The 15,073-nt window shown below is 68.7% G+C and carries 12 protein-coding genes; 2 read left to right on the forward strand and 10 right to left on the reverse strand.

Features of this window, described 5'->3' with window-relative positions:
- The first annotated feature begins 200 nt into the window (after window positions 1-200).
- Entirely contained in the window at window positions 201-1,205 is a 1,005-nt protein-coding gene (locus GH664_RS08310; RefSeq protein ID WP_153167606.1) for an adenosine deaminase, read from the forward strand.
- A gap of 26 nt (window positions 1,206-1,231) precedes the next feature.
- Here GH664_RS08310 and GH664_RS08315 read toward each other — a convergent pair whose 3' ends face one another.
- From GH664_RS08315 to GH664_RS08335, 5 genes are read right to left on the reverse strand one after another with little or no spacing between them, the layout of a single operon-like run.
- Complete coding sequence (locus GH664_RS08315) at window positions 1,232-1,573, reverse strand: hypothetical protein (RefSeq protein ID WP_153167608.1); 342 nt, start codon at window positions 1,571-1,573, stop codon at window positions 1,232-1,234.
- 44 nt (window positions 1,574-1,617) lie between these two features.
- Window positions 1,618-2,748, reverse strand: a complete 1,131-nt coding sequence (locus GH664_RS08320) for a GTP-binding protein (protein ID WP_153167610.1) — start codon at window positions 2,746-2,748, stop codon at window positions 1,618-1,620.
- Between the two features lie 8 nt (window positions 2,749-2,756).
- Window positions 2,757-4,160 carry an AdeC/AdeK/OprM family multidrug efflux complex outer membrane factor gene (gene adeC, locus GH664_RS08325; RefSeq protein ID WP_153167612.1) on the reverse strand — a complete coding sequence of 468 codons (1,404 nt, stop codon included), beginning with the start codon at window positions 4,158-4,160 and terminating at the stop codon, window positions 2,757-2,759.
- On the reverse strand, window positions 4,160-7,318 hold the full coding sequence (locus tag GH664_RS08330) for an efflux RND transporter permease subunit (RefSeq protein WP_153167614.1): 3,159 nt from the start codon (window positions 7,316-7,318) through the stop codon (window positions 4,160-4,162). The genes adeC and GH664_RS08330 overlap by 1 nt, the downstream gene beginning before the upstream one ends.
- Before the next feature lie 11 nt (window positions 7,319-7,329).
- Window positions 7,330-8,529, reverse strand: a complete 1,200-nt coding sequence (locus GH664_RS08335; protein WP_153167616.1) for an efflux RND transporter periplasmic adaptor subunit — start codon at window positions 8,527-8,529, stop codon at window positions 7,330-7,332.
- Window positions 8,530-8,703: 174 nt separating this feature from the next.
- On the opposite strand from GH664_RS08335, the gene GH664_RS08340 reads away from it, so the two are divergent.
- On the forward strand, window positions 8,704-9,318 hold the full coding sequence (locus GH664_RS08340; RefSeq protein WP_153167617.1) for a TetR/AcrR family transcriptional regulator: 615 nt from the start codon (window positions 8,704-8,706) through the stop codon (window positions 9,316-9,318).
- 91 nt (window positions 9,319-9,409) lie between these two features.
- Here GH664_RS08340 and GH664_RS08345 read toward each other — a convergent pair whose 3' ends face one another.
- The 5 genes from GH664_RS08345 to GH664_RS08365 form a co-directional block, all read right to left on the reverse strand.
- Window positions 9,410-10,201: a YXWGXW repeat-containing protein gene (locus GH664_RS08345; protein WP_153167618.1), complete on the reverse strand. Its 792-nt coding sequence runs from the start codon at window positions 10,199-10,201 to the stop codon at window positions 9,410-9,412.
- A gap of 155 nt (window positions 10,202-10,356) precedes the next feature.
- The gene (locus GH664_RS08350; RefSeq protein ID WP_153167620.1) at window positions 10,357-11,640 is read right to left on the reverse strand and encodes a TRAP transporter large permease; all 1,284 of its coding nucleotides are present in this window, start codon (window positions 11,638-11,640) and stop codon (window positions 10,357-10,359) included.
- Window positions 11,637-12,131 (reverse strand): TRAP transporter small permease, encoded by a 495-nt coding sequence (locus GH664_RS08355; protein ID WP_153167622.1) that lies wholly within the window; start codon window positions 12,129-12,131, stop codon window positions 11,637-11,639. Before GH664_RS08355 ends, GH664_RS08350 begins: the two co-directional genes overlap by 4 nt.
- Window positions 12,132-12,301: 170 nt before the next feature.
- Complete coding sequence (locus tag GH664_RS08360; RefSeq protein WP_153167624.1) at window positions 12,302-13,333, reverse strand: DctP family TRAP transporter solute-binding subunit; 1,032 nt, start codon at window positions 13,331-13,333, stop codon at window positions 12,302-12,304.
- Window positions 13,334-13,397: 64 nt separating this feature from the next.
- On the reverse strand, window positions 13,398-15,023 hold the full coding sequence (locus tag GH664_RS08365; RefSeq protein ID WP_153167626.1) for a bifunctional aminoglycoside phosphotransferase/ATP-binding protein: 1,626 nt from the start codon (window positions 15,021-15,023) through the stop codon (window positions 13,398-13,400).
- Between the last annotated feature and the right edge of the window lie 50 nt (window positions 15,024-15,073).

A 15,073-nucleotide genomic window follows, 5' to 3' on the forward strand; every position in this document is an offset into this window, starting at 1 on the left:
GTTTGTGGTCGTTTCGACACTTCCACTTTGGCACATCGATGCCGTCAGGTAACAGGAGGGCTCTTCTCATTGAAGAGCACTGCGGACCCATACCTGAGGCGGGAGGGAGGCGTCCATTACATCTCCTGCGGTACCTGCTCCACGCAGCTTCCCGGCATTCGCTATGATCGTCGCCATCCGCACCTCCCAAGGAAGCCACCATGGAACTCGACAACTACGTCCGCGCGCTGCCCAAGGCCGAACTGCACCTGCACATCGAAGGCACGCTGGAGCCCGAGCTGATGTTCCAGCTCGCGGCGCGCAACGGCGTCGCCCTGCCGTGGAAGAGCGTCGAGGAAACCCGCGCCGCCTACGACTTCACCGACCTGCAGAGCTTTCTCGACCTGTACTACGCGGGCGCCGCGGCATTGATCCATGAACAGGACTTCCACGAGCTGGCGATGGCCTACTTTGCCCGCGCACAGGCGGACGGCGTGGTGCATGCGGAGCTCTTCTTCGACCCGCAGACGCACACCGCGCGCGGCGTCGCCTTCGACACCGTGCTGACCGGCCTGGAGCGCGCCTGCGCCGATGCGCTCGGCCGCTACGGCATCAGCTCACGGCTGATCCTGTGCTTCCTGCGCCACCTGAGCGAGGAAGACGGCTTCGCCACCCTGCAGCAGGCGATGCCGCACCTGGGACGCATCCACGGCGTGGGGCTGGATTCGTCGGAAATGGGCCATCCGCCGTCGAAGTTCGCGCGCCTCTTCGCGCGCTGCCGCGAGCTCGGCCTGCACATCGTCGCCCACGCCGGCGAGGAAGGCCCGCCGGCCTACATCGTCGAAGCGCTGGACATCCTGAAGGTGGAGCGCATCGACCACGGCGTGCGCGCTGCCGAAGACCGGGTGCTGATGGCGCGGCTGGCGCGCGAGCAGGTGCCGCTCACCGTGTGCCCGCTGTCCAACGTCAAGCTGTGCGTGTTCCCGACGCTGGCGCAGCACAACCTGAAGACGCTGCTGGATGCCGGCCTGAAGGTGACGATCAACTCCGACGACCCGGCGTATTTCGGCGGCTACGTGGCGAAGAACTACCTCGACACCGCCTGGGCGCTGGACCTGACCCGCGCGGAGCTCAAGTGCATCGCGCGCAACAGCCTGCAGGCAGCCTTCGTCGATGACGCGCTCCGCGCGCCGTGGCTCGCCCGGCTGGAGGCGCTACCCGACTGAGCAGCGTCCGTGCGCCCGGGGGCCGCTCAACCCGCCTTGCCGCGCAGCGCGGCCTCCGCCCACAGGGCGCGGCCGAAAATCTTCCACACCGGCCCGCCGTGGGTCTCGAAGCCGACCTCGGCGCTTTCTTCCATGGCGCGCAGCATCAGGTTGGCGAGGCCGAACAGCGTCGCCTTGGCGGCGAGCTGCTGGTCCGATGGGTCGGACGCAGCCTGACGCACACGATCCGCGGAATGCTCCAGCGCTTCGCGTGCCAGCGCGCGCACCTGCGCCTCGTCATTCCAGTCCACGCCCAAGGCGACACCCATGCGCTCGATCTCGAGTTCGATGTTGCGGATTTCGTCCTGGTAGTTCTCGAATCCGGCCATGTGGGCCTCCGCGGTAGGTCTGGTTGATGGCGTCGGTGCGCCGGTCAGGTGGGCGCCTGGCCGAGGAAGGACGCGAACATCGCCTCGACGTCCTCGCGCGGCAGGTCGCGCACGATGAAGACCAGCCGCGAGCGGCGGTCGTCGAAAGGCGGCTGCTGCGGCCAGGCGGGCAGGCTGCGCGGCGGATAGACGGAATGCTGCACGCATTGCATCACCCGCGGCAGCGGATCGCCAAGCACATTGAGCAAGCCCTTGATGCGCAGGATACGCTCGCCGTGAAGCTGCAGCAGCAGGCCCAGTGCATCGGAAAACTCGAACCACGGCAACGGTGCGTCGAAGCGCAGCACGAAGCTGGTGACGCCTGCGTCGTGACGACGCGCCGCCGTGTCAATGGCGGCATCGGCCGCGGCGCGCTGCGGCAGCGCACCCGGGCGGCGCCACCGCCCTGCCTGTGCTGCCGCCTGCTGCGCGCGCACTGCCTCCTCGCCCAGCCAGGCGGCAACGTCCGGCGCCTTGCCGGCCGCGTCGTACAGGCCACAGCCGAAGAAGGCTGCGGCATCGGCTGCGCCCGCTCGCACCTCGATCTGCGGCGCCGCCGGGTTGAGCTCGGCCAGGCGCTGCCGCACCGCGTCGCGCGCGGCGTCATCGGCCAGGTCGCACTTGGTGATCAGCAGCCGGTCGGCCATCGCCGCCTGGCGCACCGCCTCGCGGTGGGCGCCGAGCTGCTGCAGCGCATGCGTGGCGTCGACCGCGGTGATGACGCCGTCGCAGCGGTAGCGTTCGGCGATGAAGGGCTCCGCCATCAGCGTGTGGATCACCGGCGCCGGGTCGGCCAGGCCGGTGGTTTCGATCAGCACGCGGCGCAACGCCGGGATCTCGCGCCGCAGCGCGCGCATGAAGAGCCCCTTCAGCGCGCGCACCAGGTCGCCCTGCACGCTGCAGCAGATGCAGCCCGAGTCGAGCACGACGAGCGTCTCGTCGACCTCGCCCAGCAGGCGCGGGTCGAGCAGTTGCGGGTCGATGCCGACCGTGCCCAGCTCGTTGATCAGCACCGCGCTGCCCGCGGCCTGCGGCTGGCGCAGCAGGTGGTTGAGCAGCGTGGTCTTGCCCGCGCCGAGGAAGCCGGTGAGCAGGGTCACCGGGATGCGCCTGTCCTCGCCGCCGGCGTCCGTCATCGTCCGTCCTACTTCCAGCCGCCGCCCAGCGCCTTGTACAGCGCCACACGGCTGGACGCCTCCGACAGACGCACGCCGATGAGGTCGAGCTCGGCACCGTACAGCGCGCGCTGCGCGTCGAGCAGGCCGAGGTAGCTGTCCACGCCGGCGCGATAACGTGCGTCGGACAGCCGGTAGGTCTCGGCCGTGGCCGCCACCAGCTTGCGCCGCGCGTCGAGCTGCTCGGTCACCGTGGCGCGCACCGCCAGGCCATCGGCGACTTCGCGGAAGGCACTCTGGATCGCCTTCTCGTAATGCGCGACGTTGATGTCACGCTGGATCTCGGCGGCATCCAGGCTGGCCTGCAGGCGCCCGCCCTCGAAGATCGGGATGCGGATCTGCGGCAGGAAGCTCCAGGTGCCCGAGCCGCCCTGGAACAGGCCGTCGAGCGAGGCGCTGGCCGTGCCGGCAGCGGCGGTCAGCGTGATGCTGGGGAAGAACGCGGCGCGCGCCGCGCCGATGCTGGCGTTGGCGGCGCGCAGCGCGCGTTCGGCCTGCAGGATGTCGGGCCGCCGCACCAGCACCTCGGAGGGCACGCCGGCGGGCAGCTCGGCCACCGTGGTGAGCGCATCGGTGAGCTTTTCCGGCAGCGTCTCTTCCGGCAGGGGCGCACCGACCACCAGCGCCAGCGCGTTGCCGTCCTGCGCGACCAGCGCGGTGTAGCGCGCCACGTCGGCGCGCGCGCCTTCGAGCAGGGTCTCCGCCTGGCGCAGGTCGAGCGCCGACACCGCGCCTGCGTCGAAGCTGCGTTTCGTCAGATCGTAGGATTTCTGCCGCGTGCCGTAGGTGCTGCGCGCCAGCGCCAGGCGCTCGCGGTCGGCCGCCAGCGTCAGCCAGGTGTTGGCCACCTCCGCCACCAGCGCGATCTGCGCGCTGCGGCGCGCCTCCTCGGTGGCGAGGTACTGCTCCAGCGCCTGCTCGTTGAGGCTGCGCACACGGCCGAAGAAATCCAGCTCATACGCAGAAAAGCCCAGCGTGGCACTGAACTGGCGGCTGATGCCGGCCTCGCCGCCCTGCCGCAGGTCGCCCGGCAGGCGCTGCGCGTTTTCTGCACCGGTGGCGCCGATCGCCGGGAACAGCGCGGCGCGCTGGATGCCGTACTGCGCGCGCGCCCTCTCGATGTTGAGCGCGGCCACGCGCAGGTCGCGGTTGCTGGTCAGCGCCAGCTCGATCAACTGGCGCAGACGCGCGTCGGCAAAGTAGTCGCGCCAGGCAAGCGCGTCGGCCTGCGGCGCCCCGGTGGCGGCTTTGGACGGCGCGTTCGGGAAGGCAGCCGGCACCGGCGCCGCGGGGCGCTGGTATTCCGGGATCAGCGAGCAGCCCCCCGCCAGCATGGCGGCGAGCGCGATCGTCGTGATGCGTAGGCGGTTCATTACTTGAGCTCCTGTGCGGGGCTGGCCACAGCCGATTCCGCAGGTTTGTCCTTGAAGACGCGCTTGATGGCGACGTAGAACAGCGGCACGAAGAAGATGCCCAGCACGGTGGCGCCGATGGTGCCGCCGAGCACACCGGTGCCGATCGCGTTCTGGCTGCCCGAGCCGGCGCCGGTGGCAATGGCCAGCGGCAGCACGCCCAGGCCGAAGGCGAGTGACGTCATCAGGATGGGGCGCAGACGCATGCGCACCGCCTCGAGCGTGGCGGCGATCAGTTCCTTGCCCTCCTGCTCCATCTGCGCCTTGGCGAACTCCACGATCAGGATCGCGTTCTTCGCCGAGAGGCCGATGGTGGCGAGCAGGCCGACCTGGAAATACACGTCGTTCGACAGCCCGCGTCCGGTCGCCGCCAGCAGCGCGCCGAGCACGCCCAGCGGCACCACCAGCATCACCGCGAACGGCACCGACCAGCTCTCGTACAGCGCCGCCAGGCACAGGAACACCACCAGCAGCGACAGCGCGTACAGCGCCGGCGCCTGGGCTCCGGAGCGGCGCTCCTCGAACGAGGTGCCGGTCCATTCGTAGCCGACGCCCGGCGGCAGCTTGGCGATGATCTCCTCGACCGCCTTCATCGCCTCGCCCGACGACAGCCCGGGCGCGGCCTGGCCGAGAAGTTCGACCGACGACTGGCCGTTGTAGCGCTCGAGGCGCGGCGAGCCGTACACCCACTTCGCGGTGGTGAAGGCGGAGAACGGCACCATCTCGCCCGCCTTGTTGCGCACGTACCACTTGCCCAGGTCCTCCGGCGTCATGCGCGCGGGGGCGTCGGCCTGCAGGTAAACCTTCTTGATGCGGCCGCGATCGAGGAAGTCATTGACGTAGATGCCGCCCCACGCGGTACTCAGCGTGTCGTTGATGTCCGCCACGGTGACGCCCAGCGCGCCGGCCTTGGCGTGGTCGATGTCGAGCTGGTATTCGGGCGTGTCGTCCTGGCCGTTCGGCCGCACCCCCACCAGGCGCTTGTCCTGCGCCGCCATGCCGAGGAACTGGTTGCGGGCGTCGATCAGCGCCTTGTGGCCGATGCCGGCGCGATCCTGCAACTGCACGTTGAAGCCGTTCGAGGTGCCGAGCTCGATCACCGCCGGCGGCACGAAGGCGAACACCATCGCCTCCTTGATCTGCGCGAACGCGCCCATCGCGCGCCCCGCCACCGACTTGACGTCCATGCCGGGCTTCTTGCGCTCGTCCCAGTGCTTCAGGTTGACGAAGCCGATGCCCATGTTCTGGCCGCTGCCGCCGAAGCTGAAACCGGCCACGGTGAAGACCGCGCGCACCGTGTCCTTCTCGTTCTCGAGGAAGTGCTTCTCGACCTTTTTCAGCACCTCGACCGTGCGCTCCTGCGTCGCGCCGGCCGGCAGCATGATCTGGTTGAACATGACGCCTTGGTCTTCCTCGGGCAGGAAGGAGGTGGGCATGCGCACGAACAGCAGGCCCAGCACCACGACGATCGCGAGGTAAATCGCGAGGTAGCGCTTGCTGCGTTGCAGGATGCCGCCGACGCCCGATTCGTAGCGCTGCGTGCCGCGCGCGAACTTGAGGTTGAACCAGTGGAAGAAGCCGCCGAACAGGCCGCCCTCGCCATGTTCGTGGCCCTTCTCCACCGGCTTGAGCATGGTCGCGCACAGCGCCGGGGTGAACACGATGGCCACCAGCACCGACAGCGCCATCGCCGCGACGATGGTGATGGAGAACTGGCGGTAGATCACGCCGGTCGAGCCGCCGAAGAAGGCCATCGGCACGAACACGGCCGACAGCACCAGGCCGATGCCGATCAGCGCGCCGGTGATCTGGTCCATCGAGCGTTTGGTCGCCTCCTTGGGCGGCAGGCCCTCTTCGCTCATCACCCGCTCGACGTTCTCCACGACGACGATGGCGTCGTCCACCAGCAGACCGATGGCGAGCACGATACCGAACATGGTCAGCGTATTGATCGAGAAGCCGAACGCCGCCATGACGCCGAAGGTACCGAGCAGCACCACCGGCACGGCGATGGTCGGGATCAGCGTGGCGCGGAAGTTCTGCAGGAACAGGTACATCACCAGGAAGACGAGGACGACGGCTTCGATCAGCGTCATCACCACTTCCTGGATGGAGATCTTGACGAAGGGCGTGGTGTCGTAGGGCACCACCGCCTTCACGCCCGCCGGGAAGTAGCGCTCCATCTCGGCGATCTTGGCGCGCACCGCGGTCGCGGTGGCGAGCGCATTCGCACCGGAAGCGAGCTTGACGCCAACGCCCGCGGCGGGCTGGCCATTGAAGCGCGCGATGGTGCCGTAGTTCTCGGCACCGATCTCGATGCGCGCGACATCCTTCAGGCGCACCTCACCCCCCTGCGCCGAAGTGCGCAGCAGGATCTGCTCGAACTCCTCGACCGTCTGCAAACGGCTCTGCGCGGTGATCGTGGCGGAAAAACCCTGCCCTGGCAGGGCCGGCGTGCCGCCGAGCTGGCCTGCGGACACCTGGGTGTTCTGCGCCAGCAGTGCGGCGCGCACGTCGGCCGGCACCAAGCGATAGTTGGTGAGCCGGGCTGGATCCACCCACACCCGCATCGCATACTGCGCGCCGAATACCTGGACCTCGCCGACGCCGCTGACGCGCGACAGCGGATCCTGCACCGTGGACACGAGGAAGTCGGACAGGTCGACCTGCTCCTGGCTGCCGTCCTCCGACACGAAGCCGATCACCATCAGGAAGTTGCGCGACGACTTCGCCACCTGCACGCCCTGCTGCTGCACCGCCTGCGGCAGCAGCGGCAATGCCGTCTGCAGCTTGTTCTGCACCTGCACCTGGGCGATGTCGGGGTTGGTGCCGGCATCGAAGGTGAGCGTGACCGAAGCATTGCCGAAGGCGTCGCTGGACGAGTTCATGTACAGCAGGCCGTCGAGCCCGGTCAACTTCTGCTCGATGATCTGGGTGACGGAGTCTTCCACCGCCTTCGCCGAGGCGCCGGGGTACTTGGCGTTGATGACGACCGCGGGCGGCGCGATCGAGGGATATTGCGACACCGGCAGCTTCAGGATCGACAGCGATCCGAAGAGCATGATGACGATGGCGATGACCCAGGCGAAGATGGGCCGGTCGATGAAGAAACGAGCCATGGCGGGCTACCTCACTTCGCCGCCGCGGCAGGCGCGGCGGGTGGCGTCGCAGGCGCGGCGCCGGCTTCCTGGGCCTGCACCTGAGTGCCCGGGCGGGCGCGCTGCAGCCCCTCGACGATGACCCGCTCGCCGTCGGCCAGCCCTTCGGTGATCACCCACTTGTCGCCCAGCGACTGGCCGGCCTTCACCGGCCGCGCCTCGACCTTGCCCTCGCCATTGACCACCATGACCAGCGCGTTGCCACGCGGATCATGGCTCAGTGCGGCGTGCGGCACCAGGAAGGCGGCACCCTGCACGCCCTGCGGCAGCCGGGCGCGCACGTACATACCCGGCAGCAGCTCGCCCTTCGGATTGGCGAACACCGCGCGCAGGGTGATGCTGCCGGTGCCCTGGTCGACCGTGACTTCGGAAAAGGCCAGCTTGCCCTCGACCCCGTACAGCGATCCATCTTCCATCACCAGCCGCACCGGCACGGCATCGCTGCCATTGCGCTGCACCTTGCCCGCCGCGATCTCGCGCTTCAGGCGCAGCAGGTCGGCGCTGGATTGCGTCACGTCGACGTAGATCGGGTCGAGTTGCTGCACCGTGGCCAGGGCGGTCGCCTGGTTGGCGGTGACCAGCGCACCCGGCGTCACCGCGGAACGGCCGATGCGACCGGAGATGGGCGACGCCACGCGGGTGAATTCGAGGTCGATGCGCGCCTTGTCCGTCGCTGCGCGCGCTGCGGCGACGTCGGCGTGGGCCTGCTTCAGCGCGGCTACCGCATCGTCATTCTGCTGCTTGCTGACAGCCTCGATCTTCACCAGATCGGCATAGCGCTGCGCCTTCAGGCGCGCTGCGTAGACGTTGGCCTCGGCGCGCGCCAGGCTGGCCTTGGCGCTGTCGTAGGTCGCCTGGTAGGTGGCCGGATCGATCTGATAGAGGGACTGGCCGGCCTTGACTTCACCGCCTTCGGTGAACTGGCGCTGCTTGACGATGCCGGTGACCTGCGGCCGCACTTCGGCGATCAGGGAGGGCGTGGTGCGGCCGGGCAGTTCGGTCACCTGCGGCACCGCCTCGCTCCTGACCGTCATCACGGTCACCGCGGGTGCCGCCGGCGCACCGCCTTGCTGCGGGCCGCCCTGCTTGCTGCCGCCGCAGCCTGCCAGCACCAGGGCGCCTGCCAGCGCCAGAGCGGCCGGGGTGAGCACGGAAATACGGGGAATCTGCATGGTTCGCCTCTCGCGATTGGGGCACGGTGCAGGGAAGCGCACACTCATGGCGTCCGCGTCCTGCGACCTCACATTAGAATGTTGGTTCTAGATTGAACGATCATTCTATGCTAGCCTTTCTCCCGGTGCAAGGTCGTCGAGACGCATTCTCAATCACTCATCACTCTGGCCCAGATGTCCGCTGAATACCGCAGCCCTTCCGAACAGCAGCGTGCCGAAGCCCGGCGCGAGCAGATCCTGTGCGCCGCCGCCACGTGCTTCCGCAACCATGGCTTCCATGGCGCCAGCATCGCGCAGATCTCCAAGGCGGCGGGGATGAGCGCCGGCCACATCTACCACTATTTCGACAACAAGGAAGCGATCATCGCCGCGATCGTCGAGCGCGACCTGGAGTACCTGCTGACGCTGAGCGCACAGTTGCGCGCGGCACGGGACACGCGCGAGGCGATGATCGAGCACGTGACCGAGGGCGTGCGCAGGAGCCTGGAGCCGCACGACGCCGGCCTGAAGCTCGAAGTGGTGGCGGAGGCGGCGCGCAATCCGCAGGTGGCCGAGATCGTGCGCGAGGCCGACCGTGTCTGCCGCGCCAGCCTCGCGACCACGTTGCGCGCCATCCGCCGCGCCGACGGCCACGACGACCACGAAGGCGCGATCGACACGATGGTCGAATTGCTCGCCGCGATGTTCGAGGGGCTGATGATCCGCGGCATCCGCAATCCGCAGATGGATCGCGCCGCCGTGGCGCGTCGCTTCCAGGCTACCGTCCGCCAGTTGCTGACCCAGCCCTGAACTCACGAAGGCGCGGAGCGAACGAGCGCGCAAAAAGGCCGCCTCGGCGAGGCGGCTTCGGAAAAATCCAGTCTGCGGCCTGGCGGGCCGCTCAACGCTCCTGGACCTGCCGCAGGCGATCGGCCCATTCCGGGCGGACGCGCTCACCCGACTGCCGCTGGCGGCCAGCGTCGTCGGCGCCTCTCCCGTCCTGGTCGCGGTCGCGATTGCGCAGCCACTCCGGCCGCCGCTCCTGCTCGCGCGGGCGGTCCTGCGCGCGCTGGCGCTCCTGCTCCAGATCACGCTGCCGTGTGCGATCCACATCACGCTGCCGCTCACGCTCCATGCGCAACTGCTGATCGCGTTCGCGCTCCGTGTCACGCTGGCGGTCACGCTCCATGCGCAACTGTTGATCGCGCTGACGGTCACGTTCCATGCGCAACTGCTGATCGCGCTGGCCGTCACGCTCCATGCGCAACTGCTGATCGCGCTGGCGGTCGCGCTCGCGGGCCAGATCGCGTTCACGATCTCGCGCTTGCTCGCGATCCCGGCGCCACTCCTCCTCTCGCGCGTGTTCGCGCTGGCGGACGATCGCGCGCTCGCGCTCACGTTCCCAGGCGCGCTCGCGCTCGATGCGCTGCTGCAGGCGCCAGCGCTCACCCGGCGGGGCCCAGTAGCCCGGCTTCCAGTCGTAGCCACGGCCGGCGCGATCCCAGTAGCCGTCGATCCAGATGTAATCGACCGCCGGCGGATAGCCGCGGTATTCCACCCGCGGCGGCGGCGGCGCGACATAGACCTCATCGTCATAGTAAGGATCGACCGGCGCCACCACGCAACCGCTGAGCAGGGCGGCAGCCGCGAGGGAAAGAACCCAGATGCGCGAACCTGCAATGACGGACTTCATGCTTGTGGCCCTCGGCTGGCGGGAAACGGCGCAGTCTCACCGGCGCGAAAAGTCGCACCGGTGCCTGCCTGCGCACGATAGGGCAATCGTTTCAGCAAGGGTGTTACGCCGGGTAATGAGTTGTAAAGGGCCATTTCGTCGTCCACGCGATTCGGCTACAGGTAGCCCAGCCTGCCCGGCAACCACAGCGCCAGTTCCGGAAACACCACCATCAGCGCCAATCCGGCGCCCATTGCCAGCACCAGCCAGATCACCCAGCGGAAGGTCTCTTCCATCCCGATGCCGGCGATCCGCGATGTGATCATCAGCGCGATCGCCATCGGCGGCGTGAACTGCCCGATGGCAAGGTTGATCGTCATCATCACGCCGAACCACACCAGGTCCCAGCCCATCGCGATGGCGATCGGCACCAGTAGCGGCAGCAAGATCAGGAAGATGGAGATCGCGTCGAGGAACATGCCCGCCACCAGCAACAGCAGGTTCACCGACAGCAGCATGCCCCATTGCCCGGGATGCATGTCGACCAGCGCCTTCGCCGCCGCGTCGAAGATGCCCAGCGTGTTGCCGGCCCAGGCGAACACCGACGCGATGCCGATGATCATCATCACCACCGCCGACAGCTCGCCGGCATCGACCAGCAGGCGGAACAGGTCGCGCACGCCGATGCTGCGATACACGACCATGCCGACGAAGGTGCCATAGGCCACCGCCACCACCGCCGCCTCGGTGGGCGTGAAGATGCCGGTGCGCAGCCCGCCGAGGATGATGACCGGCGCCAGCAGGCCCCAGATGGCATCGATCAGGCTCTGCCCCAGCGGCGGACGCGGCTCGCGGTATTCGCGGCCGAAGCCGTAACGGCGGCTGATCACCACCGCCGGCACCAGCAAGCACAGCGCGGCGATGATGCCGGGGAACAGGCCAGCGGCGAACAGCGCCGGCACGGTGGCCGCCGGCACCATCACGCTATAGACGATGAAGGCTACCGAGGGCGGGATGATGATCGCCGTCGAGCCCGACGCAGCGATCAGACCGGCGGCAAAGCCCTTCGGGTAGCCGCGCTTCACCATGGAAGGCAACATCACCGCCGCCACCGCCGCCGCGTCCGCCGGCCCGGAGCCTGAGATGCCGCCCAGCAGCATCGACACCAGCACGGCGACGACCGCGAGCGAGCCGGTCCACTCGCCGACGATGGCGGTGACGAAGCGCACCAGCCGCAGCGCCACGCCGGAGCGCTCGAAGATCATGCCGGCGAGGATGAACATCGGGATCGCCAGCAGCGGATACTTGGCGATGCCGGCGTAGATGTTGGTGGGCACCGCCAACTGGTCGAAGCCGGCCAGCGCCAGCACCGCCACGCTCGCCACCCCCAGGCCCACCGCCAGCGGCACGCCCGCGACCAGGGTCAGCAGGAAGAGACCGATCAACACCGCGCCGTTCATGCCCGCCTCCGCAGCCGCGTGACGACCAGGCGCAGCACGATCGCCGCCGCCAGCGCCGGCATCCAGATCGTGTACCACCACTGCGGCACGCCCAGTGCCGGCGAGGTCTCCTCGAAGCGGTACTGGTCCCAGGTCAGCCGCCCGGCGTAGAAGGCGATGAAGCCGAACAGCGCCGCGGTGACGACGAAGGACAGCCAATCCGCCGCCGCACGCCAGGCGGCGGGCAGCAGGTCGATGAAGAAGGTGACGCGGATATGGCGGTCCAGCGCGAAAGCCACCGACGAACCGAGGAAGGAGAGGATCAGCAGCAGCGCGATGGAGAACTCCTCGGTCGCGGCGAAGGACTGCGAAGTGAAATAGCGCGCCACCACGTTGCCGAAGGTGATCAGCACGATCAGACCCATGGCAACGCCGGCAAGGATCTGCTCGATGGTGTAGGAAGGCGGTGCGGCATCGTGCGCGCCGCCGTCGGGTGAAGCTTCAGGGTTCATCAGGAAAGGATGTTCGAGTTTTGATGGGCGGGCAGCGGGTGCAAGAAAGCGGTCCAGTCCGCCCCCACCGCCTCGCAGCGTGTCGTGGGAGCGGGCTTGACCGCGATCTGCCGTGCGAGGTCGCGGTCAAGCCCGCTCCTACAGCGACCGCGACGGTCTGAGCCGGAAGCTCAACGCCTGGCGATGTCTTCCTCGGCCTGCTTGACCAGGTCGGCGCCGATCTTGTCGGCCCATTCCTTGTACACGCCGGCGGTGGCCTTGCGGAAGGCGCCGCGCTCGGCGTCGGTCAGCGTCACCACCGACACGCCGTTAGCCTGGATCTCCTTGAGCAGCGCGTCGTCGCCGGCCGAGATGCCGGCGCGGGCGCGGGCCACCTCTTCCTTCGCCGCCTGCAGCGCCGCCTCGCGCACCGCCTTCTGGTCGTCGGCGCTCCAGGAGTTCCACACGTTCTTGTTCACCACGAACATCAGCGGATCGGCGACGTAACCCCACAGCGTCAGGTGCTTCTGGCCCACCGTGTGCAGCTTGGCGGCGTTGAACACGGCCAGCGGGTTCTCCTGCCCATCGACCGCGCCGGTGGCCATCGCCGGCTGGGCGTCGGCCCAACTCATCTGCGTCGGGTTGGCGCCGAGCGCGGTGAAGGTGGCGAGGAACAGCGGCGAGCCGACCACGCGCATCTTCAGGCCCTTGAGGTCTTCCGGCGAGCGGATCGGCTTCTTCGAGTTGCTCACCTCGCGGAAACCGTTCTCGCCCCAGGCCAGCGGCACCACGTCACGCTCGGCGAGCAGGTCGAACACCTTCTTGCCCACGCGGCCCTGGGTCAACGCGTCGAGCGCCTTGTGGTCGGGCATCAGGAAGGGCAGCGCGAACAGGTTCAGTTCCTTGATCTGCGGCGACCAGTTGATCGTCGAGCCGACCGCGATGTCGATCACGCCCTGGCGCAGCGCAGTGAATTCCTTGGTCTGGTCACCCGACACCAGCGAAGCGCCCGGATAGACCTTGATCTTGATGCGGCCCTGGGTCTTCTCGGCGACGAGATCGGCCCAGCGCTTGGCGCCCCAGCCCCAGGGATAGGCCTCGCCCAGCACGGTGGACAGCTTGTATTCGTCCTTGTAGGTGGCCGACGTCGCGGGCAGCGACAAACCGAGCGCGGCGGACGCGAACATACCGGCGATGAGGGCGGTGAAGCGGCGTTTTTGCATGAGAAGCTCTCCCTGGGTGAAGCGCTGTGCATCGTGTTGGTGCGCGGCGTCGAGACCCGGGATTCTACAAACCGCCGCCGGAATGACCAAACCGCGCAGATTGGCGCGCCACCAGGGCATCGAGGGCCGGCAGCAGCGACGGCCACGACACCGCCGTCGCCGTGTCCACCGCCAGCGTCATGGCGCGCTCGTCATCCGACAGCGGCTCGCGCAGCGCGAGCTGCACGTCGAGCACCGCCACGTCGGCCTCCGACGCATCGCCGCCCCGCGCCGCACGCGCCGCCACCCGCGCGCGCAGCGTCGCCTCGGGCGCATCGAAGGCAAGGATGGCGAAGGGCACCTGCAGCCGGCGTGCAAGCTCGGCGAAAGCGGCGCGCTGGCCCCGGCGCAGGAAGGTGGCGTCCGCCAGCACCGGCCAACTGGTCATGAGCGCGATGGCGGCCACTTCCGCCAGCCGCGCGTAGGTGCGCCGGCTCGCCTCCGCATTGTAGATGCCACCCGCCACCGCAACGCTGGAATCCTCCGCCGCGAGGCCGAACAGGCGCTTGCGCTCGACATCGGCGCGCACGCGGATCACGCCGCGCGCCTCGATGAGGCCCTGCGACTGGCTGGTCTTGCCCGAACCCGATACGCCACTGGCGATGGCGAGGAAAGGCTGCGCCGCCTGGCCCTGGGCCACCGCCAGCGCAACGTAGGCGCGGCATTCCTGCAGGCAGTCGGCGCGCGCCTCGCCGTCGAGCTGGGCGAGGCGGATCGCGGCGATCTTGGCACGCACCATCGCGCGGTAGGCGATGTAGTAGCGCATCACGCGCAGGCTGTCGTAGTCGCCGGTCCGCTCCAGCCAGGCATTGAGGAAGCGCGCGCCCAGATCGGAGCGGCCACGCCGCTGCAGGTCCATGAAGAGGAAGGCGACATCGGCGGCGACGTCGATCCAGCGCAGTTCGGCGCTGAACTCGATGCCGTCGAACAGCCGCGGCTCGCCGTCGAGCAGGATCAGGTTGCCCAGGTGCAGGTCGCCATGGCATTCGCGCACCCGGCCCTCCGCCAGCCGGCGCTCGAACACCGGCGCCAGCAGCGCGAACTGCGCCTCGCTCCAGCGCTCGGCCGCCGCGGCCTGCGCCAGCAGCCCTGCGTCGTCGATGAACTCACGCAGTTGCGCGAAGTTCTGCCGCACCGGGCCGTGCACCGCCTGCGCGTCGCCGTAGCCATCACCCGGCGCAGCAATTGCCGCCGCCGCATGAAAATCCGCCACATGGCGCGCCAGGCGATCGAGCAGTTCGGGCGGCAGCGCGCCCCGTTCCAGCGCATCGCCCAGCAGCGCCGACTGCGCGAAGCGCCGCATGCGCACCGCGTACTCGATCGGCTCGCCTTCGCCGCCGATGTGCGGTGCCTCGACGCTGCCGGTGACCGGCACCACGTCCAGGTACAGCTCGGGCGCGGTACGCCGGTTCAGCCGCAGCTCCTCGTCGCAGGCGCCGCGGCGCTTGTCCAGCGAACTGAAGTCGAGAAAGCCGAGATCCAGCGGCTTCTTCAGCTTGTAGGCGAAATCGCCCGCCAGCACGACGGAAGAGATGTGCGTCTCGATGCAGGCGATGTCGGCGGCGGGATGCGGAAAGGCATCCGGCCGACGCAGGTTGCGGATCAGGCTTTGCTGGTCTTCGGGAGAGCAGTCGGCAGCATGGGAGTTCATGGTCTTCACCGTGATTGCGGCGGGTCGGGCAGGTCGGCCGGGCAGATGGA

It is taken from the genome of Thauera sp. 2A1 (genome assembly GCF_009469595.2).
Classification (GTDB): Bacteria; Pseudomonadota; Gammaproteobacteria; order Burkholderiales; family Rhodocyclaceae; genus Thauera.

Excerpts from the sequence above, each read along its gene's own strand:
- GH664_RS08345 (WP_153167618.1), bottom strand. The coding sequence starts at position 10,201 with ATGAAGTCCGTCATTGCAGGTTCGCGCATCTGGGTTCTTTCCCTCGCG.
- GH664_RS08335 (WP_153167616.1), bottom strand. The coding sequence starts at position 8,529 with ATGCAGATTCCCCGTATTTCCGTGCTCACCCCGGCCGCTCTGGCGCTG.
- GH664_RS08355 (WP_153167622.1), bottom strand. The coding sequence starts at position 12,131 with ATGAACCCTGAAGCTTCACCCGACGGCGGCGCGCACGATGCCGCACCG.
- GH664_RS08310 (WP_153167606.1), top strand. The coding sequence starts at position 201 with ATGGAACTCGACAACTACGTCCGCGCGCTGCCCAAGGCCGAACTGCAC.
- GH664_RS08360 (WP_153167624.1), bottom strand. The coding sequence starts at position 13,333 with ATGCAAAAACGCCGCTTCACCGCCCTCATCGCCGGTATGTTCGCGTCC.
- GH664_RS08315 (WP_153167608.1), bottom strand. The coding sequence starts at position 1,573 with ATGGCCGGATTCGAGAACTACCAGGACGAAATCCGCAACATCGAACTC.
- GH664_RS08365 (WP_153167626.1), bottom strand. The coding sequence starts at position 15,023 with ATGAACTCCCATGCTGCCGACTGCTCTCCCGAAGACCAGCAAAGCCTG.
- GH664_RS08340 (WP_153167617.1), top strand. The coding sequence starts at position 8,704 with ATGTCCGCTGAATACCGCAGCCCTTCCGAACAGCAGCGTGCCGAAGCC.
- GH664_RS08350 (WP_153167620.1), bottom strand. The coding sequence starts at position 11,640 with ATGAACGGCGCGGTGTTGATCGGTCTCTTCCTGCTGACCCTGGTCGCG.
- adeC (WP_153167612.1), bottom strand. The coding sequence starts at position 4,160 with ATGAACCGCCTACGCATCACGACGATCGCGCTCGCCGCCATGCTGGCG.
- GH664_RS08330 (WP_153167614.1), bottom strand. The coding sequence starts at position 7,318 with ATGGCTCGTTTCTTCATCGACCGGCCCATCTTCGCCTGGGTCATCGCC.
- GH664_RS08320 (WP_153167610.1), bottom strand. The coding sequence starts at position 2,748 with ATGACGGACGCCGGCGGCGAGGACAGGCGCATCCCGGTGACCCTGCTC.